This window comes from Marinactinospora endophytica (genome assembly GCF_054780875.1).
On record NZ_BAAGVM010000009.1, the window covers coordinates 20717 to 40834 of the forward strand.

The 20118-nt window shown below is 71.2% G+C and carries 19 protein-coding genes; 11 read left to right on the top strand and 8 right to left on the bottom strand.

Features of this window, described 5'->3' with window-relative positions:
• Positions 1–92 precede the first annotated feature (92 nt).
• Positions 93–1727, top strand: coding sequence for an acyl-CoA dehydrogenase family protein (locus ACYVHU_RS17270; RefSeq protein WP_432939851.1), 1635 nt, complete (start codon positions 93–95; stop codon positions 1725–1727).
• Between the two features lie 7 nt (positions 1728–1734).
• Here ACYVHU_RS17270 and ACYVHU_RS17275 read toward each other — a convergent pair whose 3' ends face one another.
• The 3 genes from ACYVHU_RS17275 to ACYVHU_RS17285 all read right to left on the bottom strand — a co-directional run bounded on the left by ACYVHU_RS17275 (position 1735) and on the right by ACYVHU_RS17285 (position 3786).
• Entirely contained in the window at positions 1735–2037 is a 303-nt protein-coding gene (locus tag ACYVHU_RS17275) for a hypothetical protein (protein WP_498949004.1), read from the bottom strand.
• A 187-nt stretch (positions 2038–2224) separates the two neighbouring features.
• Positions 2225–2623 (bottom strand): helix-turn-helix domain-containing protein, encoded by a 399-nt coding sequence (locus ACYVHU_RS17280; protein ID WP_498949005.1) that lies wholly within the window; start codon positions 2621–2623, stop codon positions 2225–2227.
• Positions 2624–2883: 260 nt separating this feature from the next.
• Positions 2884–3786, bottom strand: a complete 903-nt coding sequence (locus ACYVHU_RS17285; protein ID WP_498949007.1) for a class I SAM-dependent methyltransferase — start codon at positions 3784–3786, stop codon at positions 2884–2886.
• Positions 3787–4374: 588 nt separating this feature from the next.
• Between ACYVHU_RS17285 and glgX the strand changes: the two genes are divergently transcribed.
• From glgX to ACYVHU_RS17300, 3 genes are all read left to right on the top strand, one after another.
• Positions 4375–6489 (top strand): glycogen debranching protein GlgX, encoded by a 2115-nt coding sequence (gene glgX, locus ACYVHU_RS17290; protein WP_078762554.1) that lies wholly within the window; start codon positions 4375–4377, stop codon positions 6487–6489.
• 68 nt (positions 6490–6557) lie between these two features.
• Positions 6558–7316 carry a pyrimidine reductase family protein gene (locus ACYVHU_RS17295; protein WP_078762553.1) on the top strand — a complete coding sequence of 253 codons (759 nt, stop codon included), beginning with the start codon at positions 6558–6560 and terminating at the stop codon, positions 7314–7316.
• Between the two features lie 276 nt (positions 7317–7592).
• Complete coding sequence (locus ACYVHU_RS17300; protein WP_078762552.1) at positions 7593–8360, top strand: GntR family transcriptional regulator; 768 nt, start codon at positions 7593–7595, stop codon at positions 8358–8360.
• A 213-nt stretch (positions 8361–8573) separates the two neighbouring features.
• On the opposite strand, the gene ACYVHU_RS17305 is transcribed toward ACYVHU_RS17300, so the two are convergent.
• Positions 8574–8834 carry a hypothetical protein gene (locus tag ACYVHU_RS17305; protein WP_498949008.1) on the bottom strand — a complete coding sequence of 87 codons (261 nt, stop codon included), beginning with the start codon at positions 8832–8834 and terminating at the stop codon, positions 8574–8576.
• A gap of 345 nt (positions 8835–9179) precedes the next feature.
• Here ACYVHU_RS17305 and msrB point away from each other — a divergent pair, with 345 nt between their 5' ends.
• The 3 genes from msrB (at position 9180) to pssA (ending at position 11200) form a co-directional block, all read left to right on the top strand.
• Positions 9180–9602: a peptide-methionine (R)-S-oxide reductase MsrB gene (gene msrB / locus ACYVHU_RS17310; RefSeq protein ID WP_078762550.1), complete on the top strand. Its 423-nt coding sequence runs from the start codon at positions 9180–9182 to the stop codon at positions 9600–9602.
• Between the two features lie 130 nt (positions 9603–9732).
• Positions 9733–10386: a phosphatidylserine decarboxylase gene (locus ACYVHU_RS17315; protein ID WP_078762549.1), complete on the top strand. Its 654-nt coding sequence runs from the start codon at positions 9733–9735 to the stop codon at positions 10384–10386.
• A complete protein-coding gene (gene pssA / locus ACYVHU_RS17320) occupies positions 10373–11200 on the top strand; it encodes a CDP-alcohol phosphatidyltransferase family protein (protein ID WP_498949010.1) in 828 nt (275 codons plus the stop codon). Before ACYVHU_RS17315 ends, pssA begins: the two co-directional genes overlap by 14 nt.
• Positions 11201–11311: 111 nt before the next feature.
• Here the strand turns inward: pssA and ACYVHU_RS17325 are convergent, their stop codons facing one another.
• The 3 genes from ACYVHU_RS17325 to hemG all read right to left on the bottom strand — a co-directional run bounded on the left by ACYVHU_RS17325 (position 11312) and on the right by hemG (position 14502).
• A complete protein-coding gene (locus ACYVHU_RS17325; RefSeq protein WP_498949011.1) occupies positions 11312–12055 on the bottom strand; it encodes a DedA family protein in 744 nt (247 codons plus the stop codon).
• Positions 12056–12264: 209 nt separating this feature from the next.
• Positions 12265–12906: a chlorite dismutase family protein gene (gene hemQ, locus ACYVHU_RS17330; protein WP_498949102.1), complete on the bottom strand. Its 642-nt coding sequence runs from the start codon at positions 12904–12906 to the stop codon at positions 12265–12267.
• A 126-nt stretch (positions 12907–13032) separates the two neighbouring features.
• Positions 13033–14502, bottom strand: a complete 1470-nt coding sequence (hemG, locus tag ACYVHU_RS17335) for a protoporphyrinogen/coproporphyrinogen oxidase (RefSeq protein ID WP_498949013.1) — start codon at positions 14500–14502, stop codon at positions 13033–13035.
• 166 nt (positions 14503–14668) lie between these two features.
• On the opposite strand from hemG, the gene ACYVHU_RS17340 reads away from it, so the two are divergent.
• Positions 14669–15622 carry a DUF4349 domain-containing protein gene (locus tag ACYVHU_RS17340; protein WP_498949014.1) on the top strand — a complete coding sequence of 318 codons (954 nt, stop codon included), beginning with the start codon at positions 14669–14671 and terminating at the stop codon, positions 15620–15622.
• A gap of 44 nt (positions 15623–15666) precedes the next feature.
• Here ACYVHU_RS17340 and hemE read toward each other — a convergent pair whose 3' ends face one another.
• Positions 15667–16635: a uroporphyrinogen decarboxylase gene (hemE, locus tag ACYVHU_RS17345; RefSeq protein ID WP_498949103.1), complete on the bottom strand. Its 969-nt coding sequence runs from the start codon at positions 16633–16635 to the stop codon at positions 15667–15669.
• Positions 16636–17023: 388 nt separating this feature from the next.
• On the opposite strand from hemE, the gene ACYVHU_RS17350 reads away from it, so the two are divergent.
• The 3 genes from ACYVHU_RS17350 (at position 17024) to ACYVHU_RS17360 (ending at position 20072) form a co-directional block, all read left to right on the top strand.
• Positions 17024–17602, top strand: coding sequence for a DUF3000 domain-containing protein (locus ACYVHU_RS17350; RefSeq protein ID WP_432939835.1), 579 nt, complete (start codon positions 17024–17026; stop codon positions 17600–17602).
• A 128-nt stretch (positions 17603–17730) separates the two neighbouring features.
• Positions 17731–19005 carry a ribonuclease D gene (locus ACYVHU_RS17355; RefSeq protein WP_498949016.1) on the top strand — a complete coding sequence of 425 codons (1275 nt, stop codon included), beginning with the start codon at positions 17731–17733 and terminating at the stop codon, positions 19003–19005.
• 176 nt (positions 19006–19181) lie between these two features.
• The gene (locus tag ACYVHU_RS17360; protein WP_394330061.1) at positions 19182–20072 is read left to right on the top strand and encodes a tetratricopeptide repeat protein; all 891 of its coding nucleotides are present in this window, start codon (positions 19182–19184) and stop codon (positions 20070–20072) included.
• Positions 20073–20118 lie beyond the last annotated feature (46 nt).

Here is a 20118-nt window from a genome sequence, read left to right on the forward strand (position 1 = left end):
GGGGGGACGTCTCCTACCGAATCCGGTTCGGTCGCGGGCGGAGTGCCGGTTACGCTGAGGCGATCCGTCCGCTCGCCCCCGAGGAGGGTCCCATGCCCGCCACACATGAAGTGTTCAACCAGCCCTCACCGCTGGAGGGCCACGACGTCGCCGCCGAGCCCGCGCTGCTCGAAGGAGTGCGGCGCGAGGGCGCCGGATGGGCGATGGAGGAGCTCCACGAGTTGGGCCGGATGGCCGGCGGCGCCGCCGCGCAGGCCTGGGCCGAACAGGCCAACGTCAACGAACCGGTGCTGCGCACCCACGACCGCTACGGTCACCGCGTCGACGAGGTCGACTTCCACCCCGCCTGGCACGTGCTCGTCGACACCGCCGTCACCCACGGCCTGCACGCCGCCCCCTGGGCCGACGAGCGGGCCGGCGCCCACGTGGCGCGCGCGGCGAAGTTCTACGTGTGGTCGCAGGTGGAGGCCGGCCACGGGTGCCCGATATCGATGACCTACGCCGCGGTCCCGGCGCTTCGCCACGCCCCCGAGCTGGCGGCCCGCTACGAACCGCTGCTCACCTCCCGCGAGTACGACTTCGGGCTGCGCCCGCCGCTGGGCAAACGGGGCCTGCTCGCCGGAATGTCGATGACGGAGAAGCAGGGCGGATCCGACGTGCGCGCCAACACCACCCGCGCCGTCGCCGGCGGCCCCGACGGGGCCTACCGGCTCACCGGCCACAAGTGGTTCACCAGCGCTCCCATGGGGGACCTGTTCCTCACCCTGGCCCAGACCCCCGAGGGGCTGTCGTGTTTCCTGGTGCCGCGCGTGCTGGAGGACGGCACCCGCAACTCGTTGTCCATCCAACGCCTCAAGGACAAACTGGGCAACCGGTCCAACGCCTCGGCGGAGCTGGAGTACGACGGCGCGCTCGGCTGGCTCGTGGGTGAACCCGGACGAGGCGTGCGCACGATCATCGAGATGGTCAACGGCACCCGCCTGGACTGCGTGATCGGTTCGGCGGCGGGAATGCGGGCCGGGCTGGTGCAGGCACTGCACCACGCGCGCGGGCGCCGGGCGTTCGGGGCCGCCCTCGTCGACCAGCCGCTGATGCGCAACGTGCTGGCCGACCTGGCCCTGGAGTCGGAGGCGGCGACCACGCTGATGCTGCGCCTGGCCGGAGCCGCCGACCGGGCGATCCTCGGCGACAGTGAGGAGGCCGCGTTCCGCCGGCTGGCGGTGGCCGCGGGCAAGTTCTGGGTCACCAAGCGTCACCCCGCGCACGCGGCCGAGGCGCTGGAATGCCTGGGCGGCAACGGCTACGTCGAGGAGTCCGGCATGCCCCGGCTGTTCCGCGAGTCGCCGCTCAACTCGATCTGGGAGGGGTCGGGCAATGTCGCGGCACTGGACGTGCTGCGCGCGATGGCCCGCGAGCCGCACAGCCTGGAGGCGTTCCTGTCCGAACTGGCCGCCGCGGAGGGCGCCGACGCCCGTCTCGACGCGGCCGTCAAACGGCTGCACGCCGAGCTGTCGGACCTGGAGGCCGCCGAGTACCGCGCTCGCGCGGTCGTCCAGTCGATGGTGCTGTGTCTCCAGGGCGCGCTGCTGGTACGGCACGCCCCCGCCGCCGTGGCCGACGCCTTCGTCGGCTCGCGCCTGGCCGGGGAGTGGGGCCACGTCTTCGGCACGTTGCCGCGCGGCACCGACGTCGCGGCCATCATCGAACGCGCCCGTCCCCGGGCCTAGCGGCTTGTCACGCGGCCTTGGAACGGTAATCGGTCCAGGACCGGATCGGTGAGTCGGGCGCGGAGTTCGTCTTCGGGTCTGCGCGGGGGCTGCGCCAGCGGACGTAGGCGGCGATGGCGGCGTTCTGTTCGTCGTGGCCGCGCCGGTCGGCGCCGTCGAGCGCGAAGGAGCGCAGGGCCGCGAACTCCGCCTCGATCCAGTTCGGCCAGGAGCCGCGGGACGGCGGAAAGACCGGCTCGATGTCGTCGTCGGCTGCCCGGGTGCGGACCTTGACGTGCTTGTGCGGGGAAGAAGTCGTCCAGCACCACATACGGCTTGTGCCCGGGCCGGCGGGCGTGCGGGGCCCTGAGGAGGTCGAGGAACTCGCGCCACCGCTTGCGCGGGCGAATTCGGCGCTACAGCTTTCCGGTGACCAGATCGAGGGCGGCGAGCATCTGCCGCACGCCGCCCTAGCGGTTGTAGGCGGCCCGCGGGCGGCGCGGACGCCTCACCGGCCCTCACGCCTTGTCCGTGCGGGGCATCGGGTTCAGCGGCCAGAACTCATCGACGCTTATCCCCCGCCCGTCGGCGGTCGGGGTGTCGTACAGCGCCAGGATCCGGCGCATCGTGGCGATGAACTCCGGGCCGGTGGACGCCTTGCACGTGGGGGTGGTCTTCCAGGAGACCTTGCCGGCGTGCAGGATCCGGCGCAGGGTCTGCCTGCTGATGGCCGCGGGCACCTTCTGCTCGACAAGGTGATCGGCGAGCCTGCTCAGGCTCCAGGTGGAGAACGCGGTGATCCTCCAGTCGGTGGGGGACGTCCGGGCGATCAGGCGGACGTGTTCGCCTACCTGGTCACTGATCGTCTTGGGACGTCCCCCTCCAGCCCCCCTGCTCGATGAAGGCGTGGATGACATCGCGGATGTAGTCCTCGCCGCCCTGCATCAGCACGGCGATGTCCGTGGCCGTCTGTCCCTGGGCGGGCATCAAGCGCCACGAGCGTCCGACGGAATCTCACCGGAGGCTTCGCGGTCCGGCTGATCCGCCGCGGCTTCCGCTTCTCCGCCATGCTCACCGACCGGACGAACACACTCGGACACCCCCACGACCACCTCCAAGATCCGCTCTTGGGAGCGGCCTGTCGGCCCACAACCACCAGATCAATCAGCGGCTCGGCCTAGCGGACTGGACCCGCCTGGCGGGTGGGGACGCTCGCACGGGCGAGGACGGACAATTCGAACGGGCGGAGCGCGTCGGTACGCTCCCACTGCGCAGGGGCGATCGTCTCGCGTTGCCGGACGTACTCGATCGGCTGGAGCCGGTGCTCGCGTAGGAGGGCGTCCATCTGCTCGATGCTGAGGAACGTCTGCCAGGGCTCGCCCTGCTCGGCCGCCGCGGCCATGACCAGCTCCGCATACGACTGACCCGCCTCGTCGCGGAGTCCGGCCGGGAGGAGGTGCTCCACGATGAGCTCCGTGCCGGGGGCGAAGCCGCCGATGACGGCCAGGGTCTGCCTGATCGCCTCCGAGGTCAGGTACATCGTGACCCCGAGCCAGCTGACCAGCGCGGGCCGGCCCGGGGCAAAGCCGGCCCGCACGAGGTGATCGGTGAGTGACCGGGCGGACTCCTTCTCGAAGTCGACCGGGACGAAGAAGGCGGACGGTGGCACCGCCGTTCCCGTCTCGACCAGCAGAGCCCGCTTCCAGCGCTGGGCCGTCGGTTTGTCCACCTCGAACACCCGTACACCGTCGGCCAGTTCCGACCGGTAAGCGAAGGAGTCCAGCCCCGCGCCGAGGATCACGTACTGGTCGACGCCCCGGCCGGCCAGCTCGGCCAGTCGGTCCTCGGTGTAGCGGCTGCGGGTAACGGCCGTCGTTCGCGCGCCGGACAGGACGGGGTGCCCACCATAGGACCGGTGGTAGCCGAGGAGTTCTTCAGCACGCTCCCCCAGGAAGGTCTGCGCCAGGGTGTCGGCGAAGATCGAGGGAGTCTCGTCGACGAGGAGGTGTGCCGCGCGTGCCGCGGCCGACATGAGAGCTGTCCGGCTGGGTTGCCCCTTGTTCATCATAATGCTGGACATTAGCCCAAGAATTGGGCATTATATCACAAAAATAAAACTTTCGGAAGGGCTTTCGAGCTCTATTCCGGTAACAAATGCGATCCTCGCGATCCTCGGAATAACCTGCGAGCCGACTCCGACAAGAGACGACCCCCTGCGCGTTCCATCCCTCGCGAGAACGCCCGACGGCCAAACGGCGCCGGATCGATTACGGGGCGCCCCATGGAGCAGGACCACTGGAGCGCCGACCACCTCCATGGACCGAGCGGAGGTGACGCGGCGCCTCCGGGCCGGGGCGGGAGAGGCGGCCCCCTCCCACCCCGGCCCGGCCACCAGACGTGACGGTCCACCCCGCTCCCCCGACGGAGCGGGGTGGACCGTCGCGCCTCCCTCTTCCGCATTCGCCCGCCTCCCCTCCTTTTCGGATTCGGCGCGTCCGATCAGGGGTATCGAAACCGTCACTCACGGTCACCGGAGGGGCGGAGACAGGGGATGACCAGCAAAGCCAGGCACGATCCGGTGTCGATCGCACGCAAACCGGCATACTCCCCCGGCGATGACGGAAGAACCTCCTCATCACGGAGGCCTGAGAAAGAGATAGCGACGCACATGGTGGACGTCTGGCCCGGAACCCCGTACCCGCTCGGAGCCACCTACGACGGCTCCGGAACCAACTTCTCCCTGTTCTCCGAGGCCGCGCACCGAGTCGAGTTGTGCCTGTTCGACGACCACGGAGCCCAGACCCGCGTCCCCCTGACCGAGAACGACGGGTTCGTCTGGCACGGCTACCTTCCCGGCGTCGGCCCGGGGCAGCGCTACGGCTACCGGGTGCACGGTCCCTACGACCCCGCCGCGGGGCTGCGCTGCAACCCCAACAAGCTGCTCGTCGATCCCTACGCCAAGGCCATCGACGGAACCCTGTCGTGGCACGAGTCGCTGTTCGGCTACCACTTCGACGACCCCTCGCGGCGCAACGACCGCGACTCCGCGCCGTTCGTGCCCAAGTGCGTGGTGGTCAGCCCCTTCTTCGACTGGGGCAACGAGAACCGGCCCAACATCCCCTACCACGAGACGGTGGTCTACGAGGCGCACGTGCGCGGACTGACCATGCGCCACCCCGACATCCCCGAACGGCTGCGCGGGACCTACGCCGGGCTCGCCCACCCGGTCATGGTCGACTACCTCACCACGTTGGGCGTGACCGCGGTGGAACTGATGCCGGTCCACCACTTCGTCCCCGAGCACGCCCTGGTCGCCCGCGGCCTGACCAACTACTGGGGGTACAACACCCTGGCCTTCCTCGCGCCGCACAGCGGGTACGCCGCGACCGGTTCCCGCGGCGAGCAGGTGCAGGAGTTCAAGGCGATGGTCAAGGCGCTGCACGAGGCCGGCATCGAGGTGATCCTCGACGTCGTCTACAACCACACCGCCGAGGGCGACCACATGGGACCGACCCTGTCCCTGCGCGGCATCGACAACCTCACCTACTACCGCGTACGCGACGACGACCGGCGCTACTACCTCGACTACACCGGCTGCGGCAACAGCCTCAACGTGCGCCACCCGCACTCGTTGCAGCTCATCATGGACTCGCTGCGCTACTGGGTGCTGGAGATGCACGTCGACGGGTTCCGGTTCGACCTGGCCTCGGCGCTGGCCCGGGAGTTCCACGACGTCGACCGGCTGAGCACGTTCTTCGACATCGTGCAGCAGGACCCGGTGATCTCACAGGTCAAGCTGATCGCCGAGCCCTGGGACGTGGGGCCCGGCGGCTACCAGGTGGGCAACTTCCCCCCGCTGTGGACGGAGTGGAACGGCAAGTACCGCGACACCGTCCGCGACTTCTGGCGCGGCCACCCGGTCCTGCCCGAACTGGGGTCGCGCCTGACCGGCTCCAGCGACCTGTACCAGGACGACGGACGCCGGCCGGTCGCCTCGATCAACTTCGTCACCTGCCACGACGGTTTCACCCTCGCCGACCTCGTCTCCTACAACGACAAGCACAACCTCGCCAACGGCGAGGACAACCGCGACGGCAGCGACGACAACCGGTCGTGGAACCACGGCGTCGAGGGGCCCACCGACGACCCGGCGGTGGTGACCCTGCGCCGTCGCCAGGTCCGCAACATCCTGGCCACCCTCATGCTGTCCCAGGGGGTGCCGATGCTGCTGCACGGAGACGAGATCGGCCGCACCCAGGCCGGCAACAACAACGCCTACTGCCAGGACAACGAGGTCTCCTGGATCGACTGGAAGGCCGCCCGCAAGGAGGAGGAGCTGCTGGAGTTCGTCCGCGGGCTGGCCAAGCTGCGCCGCGAGCATCCGGTGTTCCGGCGCCGCAGGTTCTTCCAGGGACGGCCGCCGCGCGAGGGGGAGCAGCGCGACATCGCCTGGCTGCGGCCCGACGGCTCGCTGATGGAGGACGCCGACTGGGGCCGTGGCGGGCGCGAGCTGGGGGTGTTCCTCAACGGCGACGCCATCACCGAACCCGATCCGCGTGGCCGGACCGTGCGCGACGACTCCTTCCTGCTGCTGCTCAACGCCGGCGACCGGGCCGTCGACTTCGCGATCCCTGGCAGGGAGTACGGCACCACCTGGGAGACCGTGCTGGACACCGCCGAACCCGACGTCCAGGACCGTCCCCTCCTCGCGGCCTCGGGCCGGCTGCGCGTCATCGACCGGGCCCTGGTGCTGTTGCGGCGGGTGTCCCACGCGGGGCGCTGAACCGACCCGGCCGGCGCGCCGCGGGGTTCCCCGGACCGCCGCGAGGCCCACCGCTACCCTCGGTGGACATGAGCCCTACCGACACCACGCCCCCCCGGTTCTCCCGTCTGCTGCCCACCCCCGGCGGCGAGGTCGACCTGGCGACGGTCTACGCCTATCCCGAGGGAATGGGCCGCCCCTGGGTGCGCGCGAACATGGTCTCCAGCGCCGACGGCGGCGCCTGGGGCGCGTCGGGGCGGACCGCCGAGCTGTCCTCGCCCGCCGACCGCGCGGTGATGGGCGTGCTCCGCGGGCTGGCCGACGTCGTCCTGGCCGGGGCCGCGACCGCCCGGATCGAGGGCTACCGGCCGGTGCGTCCGCGTGAGGTGTGGTCCCAGCTGCGGGCCGGCCGTCCGGCCACCCCGCCGATCGCCGTGGTGACCCGCACGTTGGAGCTCCATCCGGACCTGTTGACCAAGGCGCCCCCGCAGTCCCGCACGATCGTGTTCACCACCGAGTCGGCGCCGGCCGAACGGCGGGCCTGGGCCGCCGAGCACGCCGACCTGGTGGTGGCCGGCGGGGATCGGGTCGAGCCGGGGGCGATCCTCTCCGCGCTCGCCGAGCGCGGCCTGTACCGGGTCCTCACCGAGGGAGGGCCGCACCTGCTGGCGGAGCTGTCGGCGGCCGACGCCGTGGACGAGCTGTGCTTGACGGTGAGCCCCCACCTGGTGGGGCCGTCCGCGGCGCGCATCGTCGCCGGGGACGCGCCCTCTCACACCCGGCTGCTGCGCCTGGAACACCTTCTGGAGGCCGAGGGCGCCCTGTTCGCGCGCTACACGCGTGAATGACGACCACGTTCAGGTCATCCTCAAACCGGACTTTTGACGGGTTACGGAACAGGCAGCAATTAACCTCCCAGAGATATCCGAATTCGGATGAGTAACAATCACGCATAAAGCAACGGTCAACCGGACATACCCGCTGTGTAAGAGAGCGATGGCGACGTCCGCCATGACGGGGTGGGCAGGAAGCGGCCCACCGCCCGCCGCGGGGTGGCACCCCCTCAGGACACCACGCCGACGCAGGGAGGTCCCACCACGCGAAGGCGTGGTCCGGGCGAGAGGATGAGCGTAGTGCCGACGTCCGAAAAGGGCTCCCCACCGGTCTACCGGGAGATCGCCGAGGCGTTGCGCTCGGCCATCCTCTCGGGAGAGCTCTCCGACGGAGACCGGATACCGGGCGAGAACGAACTGATGAAGCGGTACGGGGTCGCCCGCGCCACGGCCCGCCAGGCCCTGGCCCTCCTCGTCAACGAGGGCATCGCGGTGGCCGTCCGCGGATCCGGCGTCTACGTGCGGGGGTTCCGTCCGCTACGCCGACACGGCCCGCGCCGCCTGTCCCGGGAGCTGTGGGGTGAGGGACGGGTCATCTGGCAGGCCGATGCCGGCGATCGGGCATTCCAGGTCGAGGACGTCCGGGTCCGCGAAACCGACGCCCCCCGCCACGTGGCCCGGGCGTTGACGCTGCCGGAGAAGGAACGGGTCGTCGAACGCCGCCGTCGCTATCTCGTGGAGGAACGGCCGTTACAGATCGCCACCTCCTACCTGCCGGCCAAGCTGGTGGCGGGCTCGCCGATCACCGAAGTCGACAGCGGTCCCGGCGGCATCTACGCCCGCCTCGCCGAACTGGGCCACGCCCCCGCCCACTTCACCGAGGAGATCCGCGTGCGCATGCCGACGCCGGCGGAGCGGGAGGAGTTACGGCTTCCCGCCGGCACCCCCGTGATCGACGTCGTGCGCACCGCGCTGACCGCCGACCACCGTCCCGTGGAGCTCAACGAGATGGTCCTGGACGGCTCGGCCTACGTGCTGCACTACGACTTCGACGCCTGAGCCCCCCAGAGGTGCGGCGCGGCCGTGGCGCCCTTCTACAGGAAATGGACATTCAAGGGGATACCGGTTGACGGGCCGGTGGTTCTGTGTCGATATAAAAGAGCCGGTTCTCTAGAGAGCCGCCTCGTGTCCCCGGACGACTCCGAGTCACGAGGGAGGGGCTGCGCGCGGTGGGCCGGGGAGGACGGCCCCGGCCCACCGCAGCGGACCGGATCAGTCCCTGGAGCGGCCTCGCCCGCCCCGTCCACGCGCCTGAGCGGTCACCAGGACGGCCAGGCCGAGAAGGATCACGGCCACCCCCAGGCCACCGCCCACAACGGGCAGGACGTCGCTGGAGGAGGTCGCCATCCAACGCGCCAACGCCAGGCCGAGCAGTCCGGCCGTCGCCAACCCGCACAGGCCGATCAGCGTGACCACCGCCAGCAGCGCCCCGTCCCCCAAGGGGCGAGGACGCGGCGTCGCGGCGACGGGCATCGCGCGGAGAACACGGACGGCACGGGGGGCACGAGAGGGGGCCACGGATGCGGGAGCGGACGGGAGGGACTCCGGCACGGGCGGCCTTCCTGGCCAAGGCCACCCAGGGATCATCGGTCGTCGTTGCAGGACTTGTCGATACGGAACGAGCACGGTCGCACTCCCTGCCGGTTTCGACGTTTCGTCCCGCCCTACCCGATTGGGTAAAGGAAGAACTTCTCACCCGCCAGGAAACCGGAAAAGGTGGACGGCTCCGCTCACCGCTCGCACGGCGCCCCGGCTCCACTGCGCGACGGACGGTGGGGAACGGGACGATCCCGCGCCGCCCAAGGTAGCGTCGCCTGTATGGACGAACCAAGGACACCGGTCGACCGGACCGAGGAGGAATGGCGCGAGCGGCTCACCCCGGAGGAGTACGCGGTGCTCCGCGAGGGTGCCACGGAGCGCCCGTGGAGCGGGGAGTACGTCTCGACCACGGTCAGCGGAGTCTACCGCTGCCGGGCCTGTGGCGCCGAACTGTTCCGCTCGAAAGAGAAGTTCGAGTCGCACTGTGGCTGGCCGAGCTTCTATGATCCCGCCGACAGCTCTGCGGTAACCCTGCATGAGGACCGATCGCTTGGCATGATACGTACCGAAGTGCGTTGTGCCCGCTGTGCGTCCCATCTCGGTCACGTCTTCCACGGGGAGGGTTACCCCACCCCGACCGACGACCGTTACTGCATCAACTCCATAGCCCTGACCCTGGAGGCGGACGGCCCAGTGGCATAACATCCTCGTTCATCAGACGGTGCCGGACCGGGTCGGGCGACCGCGACACCGCGGGCCCGACCACCGCGCCACCGCCCCGTGCCCGGCCGCCCCAGGTCCCCTCCGTATGGCTTCTCGACGAAAGCTCCCCATGACCGACGACCATTCCCCTGATCTCCCTCCCCGACCGCGCCTGCGCATGGCCCGCGGCTCGGCCCCCTGGTTGGTACCCGCCTGCGCGGCCGCCGGTGCCGCGGTCCTGAGCGCCCGCGGGTCGCGCGCGCGCACCGCCCTCGCCGTGTCGACGGTCGGCCTGGCGGCCGGCATGGCGTGGTTCTTCCGTGACCCCGAGCGCGGTCCGGCCAGTGGGCGGATCCTCTCGGCGGCGGACGGCGTCGTGCAGACGATCGACACCCAGCCCGACGGCCGGACCCGGGTGGCGGTCTTCATGAACCCGCTCAACGTCCACGTCAACCGCGCACCGCTGGCGGGCGTGGTGACCAGAGTGGAACACCGGCCGGGGGGCTTCCGTCCCGCTTTCGACAAAGACAGCGAGCGCAATGAACGCGTCATCTGGACCTTCGACACCGAGATCGGTGAGGTCACGGTCATTCAGATCGCCGGGGCGATGGTCCGGCGTATCGTCCCGTATTTCGGCGTCGGGCAGAAGGTGGAGCAGGGCGAGAGGATCGGCCTCATCCGCTTCGGTTCGCGCGTCGACGTGTACATGCCAGCAGGAATCGCCCCTGCCGTCGAGGTCGGCCAGAAGGTCCGAGCCGGCGAGACCCGACTTGACCGCGACTGACGAGAGGCTGGCCGCGGCCGTCACCGGCCACGAGCCGGCGCCGCGGCTGCGACTGGTCCTCGCCGACTACTTCACCCTGGGCAACGCGCTGTGCGGCTTCATGGCCGTCTGGCAGCTCGCCTCGGCGCAGGTCGACCAGTTCTCGGCCGGCGTGCACGGGCCGCTACAGCGCGGTGACGTGGCCGCGGCCGTGGTCCTGCTGCTGATCGCGGCCGTCTGCGACCTCTTCGACGGCCGTGTCGCGCGCAAGCTCGGTGGCAGTGGGATGGGCGCGGAACTGGACAACCTCGCCGACGTGATCAGCTTCGGCTTCGCCCCGGCGTTCTTCGTGATCGCCTGGGGCACGCTGGCCTCCGACGAGGGTGGTCTGCTCCCGATCGCGGCGGCGGCGGCCGTCCTGCTCGCGGTCGTGGTGCGCCTGGCCCGTTTCTCCTGCCAGGCGCCCGGAGACCACTACTTCACCGGACTGCCCAGCCCGTTCGGGGCGATGGCCGTCATCACCGTCGTGCTGCTCGACCCCCCCGTGTACCTCGGGGTGGCGACGATCTTCCTCGTCGCCTGGCTCATGGTCAGCCGGGTGGAGTACCCCAAGCCGCGGGGACGCACGGCGTTCGCGGTGCTCGCCTGGATCCTGGGCAGCGTGGGCTGCCTCACCGCCTGGGCGGTCAACGCCCCGGCCGGCGACGCGCTGCTGTACTCGGGGTCCAGCCTCGTGCTGGTGCTGATCCTGGCCATCCCGTTCTACGTGCTCGTGACGCGCCGACGCGCTGGACGGCCCGGCGAACACCCGGTGCCCTCCGCACGGAAGGGCTGACCCTCCGGCCCGCCCCCCCGAAGGGGCGGACCGGAAAGACGCAGAAAAAAAGGGGGCGCACCCGTACGGGTGCGCCCCCTCGGCGTGGAAGCCGGGTGTCCCTCGCCCTTGTCAGTCGACGACGCGGTGCTTGGCGACGTGGTGCCGTCCCTGCGGGCCCCGCGGAGGCTCCCCGCCGTTACGGCGACGCATGATCTTGCGCACGCGCACGACGATGAACCAGACGAACAGCACCGCGATGACGACGAGGACGGCGTTGCTGATGACGCCGCTCCACTCCTCCAGGACCGGCTTGATCGCCGGACCGAAGGCGTAGCCCAGGCCGATCCACAACCCGTTCCACACGGCGCTGCCGACGAAGGTGTAGAGCGAGAACCGCCAGAACGGCATCCGCTCGATACCCGCCGGGATGGAGATGAAGCTCCGTACCAGAGGCACGCAACGGCCGATCAGGACGGCGATGCCCCCCCAACGGGAGAAGAACGCCTCGGCCTTGTAGAAGTCCTCCACCTCCAGCAGAGGGGTCTTCTCCACCAGCCACTTGGTCCGCTCTCGGCCCAGCAACGCCCCCAGCGCGTAGAACCCCCAGGCGCCGACCAGGGCGCCGAGCGTGGCCGCCAGGATCGCCAGCCACAGGTTCATCTTGCCGTCGTAGGCGAGGAAGCCCGCTCCGGGCAGCACCGCCTCACTGGGCATCGGGGGGAAGAACGTCTCAATGAGAAGGGCGAGGCCGACACCGAGCTCGCCCAGGTCTGTCATCAGGCCGAGCACCCAGCCGATGAATCCCTCGTACCCCTCGGAAGGGTCGATGGACGTCGACGTGGTGGACGCGGCGAGCGACGTAGACCAGTCCACAGGTCCCATATTCCTCTTTGATCTCTATGAAGCGGGAAGGGGGGTAATAGCGCGTCTTCCGATCGACGCGGAGATAAGCAGAAAGCTCCGGCCGCCGGGCACGGGTGCCGCACGACGACCGGAGCCGCATTCCCGGAATTATAGGGCCGTGACACCGGTCGTGGCGTCGGTTGCATGCCACGCTCGAAGCACGACCGCTGCCCACGAGGTTAGGGCAGCGCCTCGACCAGTTCGGCCACGCTCTTGCGCCGCCCCGTGTAGAAGGGGACCTCCAGACGGGTGTGCCGACGGGCCTCGGCCCCACGCAGGTGGCGCATCAGGTCGACGATACGGTGCAGCTCCTGGCCCTCGAAGGCCAGCAGCCACTCGTAGTCGCTGAGCGCGAACGTGGAGACGGTGTTGGCCCGCACATCGGGGTAGGGCGCGGCCATCCGGCCGTGCTCGGCGAGCATGGCGCGGCGCTCCTCGTCGGGTAGCAGGTACCACTCGTAGGAGCGCACGAAGGGGTAGACGCAGATGTAGTCGCGCGGTTCCTCACCGGCCAGGAAGGCCGGCACGTGGCCGCGGTTGAACTCCGCCGGCCGGTGCATGCCCACGACCGACCACACCGGGGCGCTCGCCCGGCCCAGGGCGGTGCGCCGGAAGGACGCGTACATCTCCTGGAGCGCGTCGGGGGTCTCGGCGATCCACCAGAACATCACATCGGCGTCGGCGCGGAACCCCTGCACGTCGTAGGAGCCGCGGGTGGTGACCCCCTTCTCGGCCGCGGCGTCGAACAGGCGGGTGACCTCCTCGACCGCCGCGACGCGGTCGACCTCGCCGAGGTCGCCGACCTTGAAGACCGACCACATGGTGTAGCGGATGAGCTTGTTCAGCTCTTCGGCGTCGGAGGCGCCGTTGTGGCTCTCGTGCCCCGTCGTCACGTGGAACTCCCTTGTCGGTTCGATATCGGTGATGGCTGAGCGCCGTGACCGGCGTCAGTCGGAGAGCGCGGGTCCGGCGCCGTGCGCCACCCGCTCGGTCAGGACGGTCGTCAGCGTGCGGGCCGCCTCGGTGGCGCTCGCGACGCAGGCCGGGATGCCCACACCGTCGTAGGCGGCGCCGCACAGGGCCAGGCCGGGGTGCGCGGCCACGGCCGTGCGGGCCCGGGCGATCCGGGCCTCATGCCCCACCGTGTACTGGGGCAGACCGGCCTGCCACCGGGTGACCCGCTGCTCGACGGGCGGCCGGCCGATGCCGCAGATGTCGGCGAGGTCGGCGACCGCCAGCGCGGCCAGCTCCTCGTCGGAGTGCTGGAGCGTCTCCTCCTCGCCCACCCGTCCGATGGAGCAGCGCACGAGCACGGTCTCCTCGTCGGGATGGGCCGCGCGCAGCGCCTCGGCCAGCCAGGGCCACTTGACGCTGCTGAAGGTGGCGGCCTTGATCGTCCGTCCCTCCAGCGCCGGCACCAGGAAGCCGCTGCCCTTCGGCGGCGCGGCGAAGTCCCGCGCCCGGTAGGCCAGCGTGATGACGGCCATGCTGGCGTAGCCGATCCGTTCGAGCTCGCGCGCCGCCTCGGGCACCTCCACGCGCAGCAGCCGGGCGGCCTCGGGGGCGGGACAGGCCAGGACGACCGCGTCGGCCGCGACGGCGCGCTCCGCCCCGGGAGGGCCGGCGACGATCCGCCAGCCCGCGCCGTCACGTCGCAGCTCGCGCACCGGGGTCGAGGTCTCGACCGCGCCGCCCGCCGCCGTCACGCGGTCGACGAGCGCGTCGATGAGGGTGGCCAGACCGCCCCGCAGGGTGGCGAACACCGGACCGGGGGCCGCGTCCCTCGCCTTGGCCGCCTGCTCCTCCTTGATCTCGCGCACGGCGGCCATCAGGGACCGCCGGGTACGCGCGGCCGGCACGATCTGAGGGAGCGCCGCCTCAAGCGACAGGCGGTCGGCGCGGCCCGCGTAGACGCCGCCCAGCATCGGTTCGACGAGGCGGTCGACCACCTCGGACCCCATGCGGACGCCGATGTAGGTGGCCACCGGGACGTCCGCGTGGATGGTCGTGGCCGGCCAGACCAGGTCGCGCGCCGCGCGCAGCGTGCCCGTCCACGACAGGACGCCGCTGCGGGCCAGCGCGGTCAGGCCGCCCGGGACCCCCATGAGGTGCCCGCTGGGAAAGTCGCGCAGCGCGCCCCGGCTGTACAGACGCGCCGGCGCGGGGGCCGGATGGGTGAGCCGATCGCCCAGCCCCAGGTCCGCGACGAGCTCCAAGGCCTCGGGGCGGCGGGTGAGGATGGACTCGGCCCCTGAGTCCACCGGGACCCCGGCCACCGGGGAGCTGTGGAGCTTGCCGCCCGGTCGCGGTGCGGACTCCAGCACGGTGACCCGGGACCCGGTTTCGATGAGGCGATGGGCCGCGGTCAATCCGGACAGTCCGCCACCGACGACCACGACGTGCGGTTTCGTCTCCATGCCCCCAGCTTTCCAGATGGTTTCGCGTCCTCGTTCGCACCCCGCCATCTGCGCGCGTCCCTGGTGCGCGGGTGCTGACGGGGTGCCGTGAACCCGGCCCCTCCAATGTGATGCGAGCGTTATCCGAGGGCCGCAACGGCCTCACCCCGTGGCACGTCGAAGCCGCATGAACCTGTGTGTGGGAGCCCTGCGCGGCCGTCGCCGAGCCGTCGCGCTCGCCTGTCTGACGCTGGCAACCGCCCTGCTGGCGGGCTGTTCGGAGAGCCGGTCCAACCTCGGGACGGCCTCCGTTCCCGACGCCGCGATGGAGGCGGCGCCCCCCGAGGGAGGGGCCGACGGTGCCGCGGCCGAGGCCGCTTCCGACCTCTCTGTCGACGTGAGCGAACGCACAGTGATCTCCACCGCGTCGCTGTCGGTGGAGGTCTCCGACGTCGAGGACGCCTCCGAGCGGGCCGTCGAGCGGGTGGTGGCCGCGGGCGGCCACGTCGCCGCGGAGACCGCCTACTCCGACGGGGGCGAGCTCCCCAGCGCGTCGCTGACCCTCAAGGTCCCCCAGGACGGTTACGAGGAGGCGCTGGAGGAGCTGGCGGAACTGGGCGACCTGCGCAGCCTGGAGCGGCGGGTCGAGGACGTGACCGAGGAGGTGGCCGACGTCGACAGCCGGGTGGAGTCGGCCGAGGCCTCGCTCGCGCGGCTGCGGGACCTCCTGGAGGAGGCGGGGACCGTCGAGGAGGTGCTGGCGGTCGAGGCCGAGATCGGGACACGCCAGGGCGAACTGGAGGCGTTGCAGGCCCGGCAGGAGGCCCTGGCCGGGCAGACCGCCTACGGCACGATCGAACTGTCCCTGGTCGGACCGGCCTCCGCGACCGACGTGGACCCGTCAGGGTTCGGCGACGGGTTCGCGGCGGGGGTGCAGGCGCTCCAGACGTTGCTGCGCGGCATCGCGGTCCTCGTGGGCTGGCTGCTGCCGTTCCTGCCCCTGGTCGCGCTGGGCGGCGTACCGGTGTGGCTGCTGCTGCGGCGCAGGCGTCGCCCGGCCCGGGACGCCGCCCCCGGCCACGCGGACGTGGCCGCCGACGACGAGGCGGCCCCCGCTCCGCCCGAACGGGAGGAAGGGTGAGCGCGGGGTCCGGCCGCGCGCCGTCCGCGGCCGGACCCTGCGCCTCAGCGAGCCGTCTCCTGGTGCACGAAGTCGGTCAGGCGGGCCAGCATGTCCGGGTCGGTCGTCGGCAGCACGCCGTGACCCAGGTTGAAGATGTGCCCCTCGGCCGCCCGCGCGCGGGAGAGCACGTCGCGGGTACGCTCGGCGACCACCTCCCACGGCGCGAAGAGCGTGGCCGGATCGAGGTTGCCCTGGAGAGCGGTGCCGGCCTGGACCCGCTGGGCCGCGCGGTCGAGCGGAACCCGCCAGTCGACCCCGACCACGTCGGCCCCGGCCTCGCCGAGCAGGCCCAGCAGCTCTCCCGTGCCCACGCCGAAGTGGATGCGCGGCACGTCGAGCTCGCCCAGCTTGGCGAAGATCCACTTGGTGTAGGGCAGCACGCCGGCGCGGTAGTCCTCGGGGCTGAGCGCGCCCACCCAGGAGTCGAACAGCTGCACGGCGCTGGCCCCCGCCGCCACCTGGACCCTGAGGAACTCCAGGGTGATGGCCGACAGGCGCTGCATCAGCTCGGCCCACACGTCGGGCTCGCCGTACATCATGGCCTTGGTGTGTTCGTGGTTCTTGGACGGCCCTCCCTCGATGAGGTAGGAGGCCAGGGTGAAGGGGCCACCCGCGAACCCGATGAGCGGACGGTCGGCCAACTCGCCGACGAGCTCGCCGACCGCCTCGGTGACGAACGGGATGTCGTCGGGTTCGAGGTCGCGCAGGCGCTTGATCGCGTCAAGGTCGCGGATCGGCTCGGCGACCACCGGGCCGACGCCGCTCTTGATGTCGAGATCGACACCGATGGCCTTCAGGGGCACCACGATGTCGCTGAAGTAGATGGCCGCGTCCACCTCGTAGCGGCGCACCGGCTGCATCGTGATCTCGACGATCATGTCGGGCCGCGCGCACGCCTCCAGCATCGGGACGTCGGCGCGGACTCTGCGGTATTCGGGCAAGGAGCGGCCCGCCTGGCGCATGAACCACACCGGCGTGTGGGACACCGGCAGGCGCTGGCAGGCGCGGAGAAATGGAGAGTCTTGCAGCGTCACACCATTGATCGTGCCACGCCTTCCGAGCCTGTTGCGCCCCGACCGGGGCAGACGGGGCGCGAAGCGGCCGGAACCGATGGGCCCCGGGCGGGACACGCCGGCCCCGTGGACATCCCAAGATCATCACAAAACACCGACACGCCGGAAAAGCTCCCCGGAACCCGACGTGACTCGTGCCACCGTCGTGTGCGTGCCCACCCGGCGCGTGGAGTGAGGTCCGGCCTGCGCGGCGGTGGCCGTGAACTCCGCCGTGCCCGCGGGCCCGCCGGCCTCGCGGCCGGTGGCACGAAGTGGAGATTCCAAGATTAAGGCTGACGTTTCCATCATGCCCCCTGCCGTTAGGGACGATGACGCGCCTCCCTCGTTCCGGCGCGCGGTCGAGAGTCTGCGCGAACCTGTGGTGCGCCCCGAGATCGCGGTCGAGGACATCCCCGCCCCCCGGCGACTCGCCCCCCACGCCGTCGCGATGTCGGCGACCGTGACGGTCGACGACGACGACATCGCGCTGGGGCGACTCATCGTCCTGTACGACCCGGAGGGAACCCGCGACTGGCCCGGCCCGTTCCGGGTGGTCGCCTACGTCAGCGCCGAACTCGAACCCGAGATCTCGACCGACCCGTTGCTGGGGCAGGTGGCCTGGAGCTGGCTGACCGAGGCGTTGAGCGGACACGGGGCCGACCAGCGCGAACTCAGCGGAACCGTGACCCGCGCCACCACCGAGGGCTTCGGCGCCAAGTCCGGCCAGCCCACGACGACGGAGCTGGAGCTTCGGGCCTCCTGGTCCCCCCTCTCCGAGGACCTGTCCGGGCACATGTCGGCCTGGTTGGCCCTGCTGTCGGCGACCGCGGGCCTGCCCCCGGTGGACGTGACCGATATCAGCCAACGCCGGCCCCGCCACGACTGACCGAGCCGCGCAGCGGCGTCGGGGGAGCTCCGTGAGGAGAACGGGAAAGGGCGGGGCACCAGGGCCGGAGCGCTCCGAGGGACCTCGGCGTTCGCCTGCCCACCGGGCGGAGCACATACCGTAGTGCTGTGTCGAACGTGCTGAACTCCAAGACAGGTGACCAAGATCCCGGCTCCTCTCCGGAACGTCCGACCGGGGAAGCCCCGTTACTCCGGGAGCCGCGGGAGGGCCTGCCCCCGGTCGTCGGGGACGCGGCGCGCCTGGAACACGTCGTCGAAGCGTTCGGCGCGGGACGGGGCCCCGTGGCGGTGGACGCCGAACGCGCCTCGGGGTACCGCTACGGACAGCGCGCCTACCTGGTCCAGCTCCGCCGGGCCGGGGCGGGAACGGCACTGATCGACCCGATCCCCTGTGACGACCTGACGGAGCTCAACGCGGCCATCGCCGACGCGGAGATGGTGCTGCACGCGGCACACCAGGATCTGCCCTGCCTGACGGAACTGCACCTGCGTCCCGCCCGGCTGTTCGACACCGAGCTGGCCGGACGACTGCTCGGCTACCAACGGGTGGGACTGGGCGCCATGGTCGAGCGCGTGCTGGGAATGCGCCTGGCCAAGGAGCACTCCGCCGTGGACTGGTCGGTCCGCCCCCTGCCGGAGGACTGGCTGCGCTACGCGGCGCTGGACGTCGAGGTCCTGGTGGAGCTGCGGGACGCGCTGGAGGAGGAGCTGGCCGCGGCGGGGAAGCTGGAGTGGGCGCGCGAGGAGTTCGCCGCGGTGCTGGCGGCGCCCCCGAAGGAGCCCCGCCCCGACCCCTGGAGGCGGACCTCGGGCATCCACCGCGTCCGCAACCAGCGTGGGCTGGGCGTGGTGCGGGAGCTGTGGTCCGAACGCGACCGCATCGCGTGCGAACGGGACCTGTCGCCGGGGCGGGTGGTCCCCGACGCGGGTATCGTCGAGGCGGCGCTGGCGATGCCCCGCACCGCCCAGGACCTCGCCGCGATCAAGCCGTTCGGTGTCCGGCTGGCCCGCCGTTACATCCCGGTGTGGATCAAGGCGATCAACCGGGTGCGGGACATGTCCGTCGCCGAGCTGCCCCGGCCGAGCGCCCCGGGTGACGGTCCTCCCCCGGTGAACCGTTGGGCCGACCGCGATCCGGTGGCGGCGCGGCGGTTGGAGGCGGCTCGCTCGGTGGTGAGTTCCATCGCCGAACGTGTCACCATGCCGACGGAGAACCTGCTCCAGCCGGACGCCGTGCGCAGGCTGGCGTGGGCGCCGCCGCGTCCCTTGGACGAGGCTGCGGTCGCCCAGCACCTGCGGGGTAACAACGCGCGCGAGTGGCAGGTGGGGTTGACCACGGTCGCGCTCACGGAAGCACTTCAGAAAGCCGAAAAAGGGGTCTGAACCACCCCTGAAACCGTTCAATCGCTTATTACCGTCAAGTGACACAATTCACCAGGGGGCGACGGCCTCTCCTCACGGCACGGAACCCCCTGGACGGACTAAGTTATTGAATCGTGTTGTCGCCGCTGCGAAACGGTAAGAATGCCGGGTACGTCGCTCCTCGGAGCAGTGAGGTGGTGAGCCGGGTGTCGGTGTGGCGGTCCCTGCTGCGCAAGAGCAGGCTCAGGGGCACCGGCACAGGGGTTCGGGGCACCACGGCCCCCGGCGATCCCCCTCCGGGCCAGACGCCCGCCCAGCGGGCCGCGTGGCTGGAGCGCGTCCTGCACGACCAGATCGAGCGGTTCGGAGCACAGCACCCCCGCACCATCGCCGCCCGCAACAACCTCGCCAGCAAGTACGCCCAGATCGGGCGGCGCTCCGCGGCGATCGAGCAGTTCGAGGTCGCCCTGGCCGACTCGGTGGCCGTGCTCGGTGAAGAGGACGACCAGACCGACATCATCCGGGAGAACCTCGCCTGGTGCCAGGAGGACGCCGGTCGCTTCCACGACGCCGCGACCAACTGGGAGGTCCTGCTCCAGCAGCGCCTCCAGCGGCTCGGTCCCACCGCGGTCGAGACCGTGACCGCGCGTACCCGCCTGGCCTCGGCCTATCGCCGCACCGGACGCCCCGACGCCGCGATCGCGCACTTCGAGCGCGCCATCGAGGACTCCACCGGGGCCTCCGCGGAGGAGACGGAGAGCCTGCGCATCGGGCTGGCCCTCGCCCTGCGCGGCAGCGGCAGGTTCGACGAGGCGATCCCGCAGCTGCGCATGGTGCTGGCCCAACGGCACCGGCGTCTCGGCGCCCGCCACTACGACACGCTGGCCATCCACCACCAGCTCGGGTTGGCCTACCTCCAGGCGTCACGGCCGGGCGAGGCCGTCGAGACGCTGGAACGCGCCTACCGCAACTGTCTGGCCGCGGCGGGGGACCCTGAGATCCGGCTGCTGACCATGAAGGTCCGTCGAGACCTGGCGGGCGCCTACCGCGTCGCGGGTCGGCCTCGTGACGCTGCCGCGCTGTACTGATCCCGAACGCGACCGGCCCCTCCCCCGGTATCAAGATTCTCCCGCC

What these genes read in the sequence shown, in the direction of transcription:
- ACYVHU_RS17270 (WP_432939851.1), top strand. Translation starts at nt 93, where the DNA reads ATGCCCGCCACACATGAAGTGTTCAACCAGCCCTCACCGCTGGAGGGC.
- ACYVHU_RS17275 (WP_498949004.1), bottom strand. Translation starts at nt 2,037, where the DNA reads ATGTGGTGCTGGACGACTTCTTCCCCGCACAAGCACGTCAAGGTCCGC.
- ACYVHU_RS17280 (WP_498949005.1), bottom strand. Translation starts at nt 2,623, where the DNA reads ATGTCATCCACGCCTTCATCGAGCAGGGGGGCTGGAGGGGGACGTCCC.
- ACYVHU_RS17285 (WP_498949007.1), bottom strand. Translation starts at nt 3,786, where the DNA reads ATGTCCAGCATTATGATGAACAAGGGGCAACCCAGCCGGACAGCTCTC.
- glgX (WP_078762554.1), top strand. Translation starts at nt 4,375, where the DNA reads ATGGTGGACGTCTGGCCCGGAACCCCGTACCCGCTCGGAGCCACCTAC.
- ACYVHU_RS17295 (WP_078762553.1), top strand. Translation starts at nt 6,558, where the DNA reads ATGAGCCCTACCGACACCACGCCCCCCCGGTTCTCCCGTCTGCTGCCC.
- ACYVHU_RS17300 (WP_078762552.1), top strand. Translation starts at nt 7,593, where the DNA reads ATGAGCGTAGTGCCGACGTCCGAAAAGGGCTCCCCACCGGTCTACCGG.
- ACYVHU_RS17305 (WP_498949008.1), bottom strand. Translation starts at nt 8,834, where the DNA reads ATGCCCGTCGCCGCGACGCCGCGTCCTCGCCCCTTGGGGGACGGGGCG.
- msrB (WP_078762550.1), top strand. Translation starts at nt 9,180, where the DNA reads ATGGACGAACCAAGGACACCGGTCGACCGGACCGAGGAGGAATGGCGC.
- ACYVHU_RS17315 (WP_078762549.1), top strand. Translation starts at nt 9,733, where the DNA reads ATGACCGACGACCATTCCCCTGATCTCCCTCCCCGACCGCGCCTGCGC.
- hemQ (WP_498949102.1), bottom strand. Translation starts at nt 12,906, where the DNA reads ATGTGGTCGGTCTTCAAGGTCGGCGACCTCGGCGAGGTCGACCGCGTC.
- hemG (WP_498949013.1), bottom strand. Translation starts at nt 14,502, where the DNA reads ATGGAGACGAAACCGCACGTCGTGGTCGTCGGTGGCGGACTGTCCGGA.
- ACYVHU_RS17340 (WP_498949014.1), top strand. Translation starts at nt 14,669, where the DNA reads ATGAACCTGTGTGTGGGAGCCCTGCGCGGCCGTCGCCGAGCCGTCGCG.
- ACYVHU_RS17350 (WP_432939835.1), top strand. Translation starts at nt 17,024, where the DNA reads ATGCCCCCTGCCGTTAGGGACGATGACGCGCCTCCCTCGTTCCGGCGC.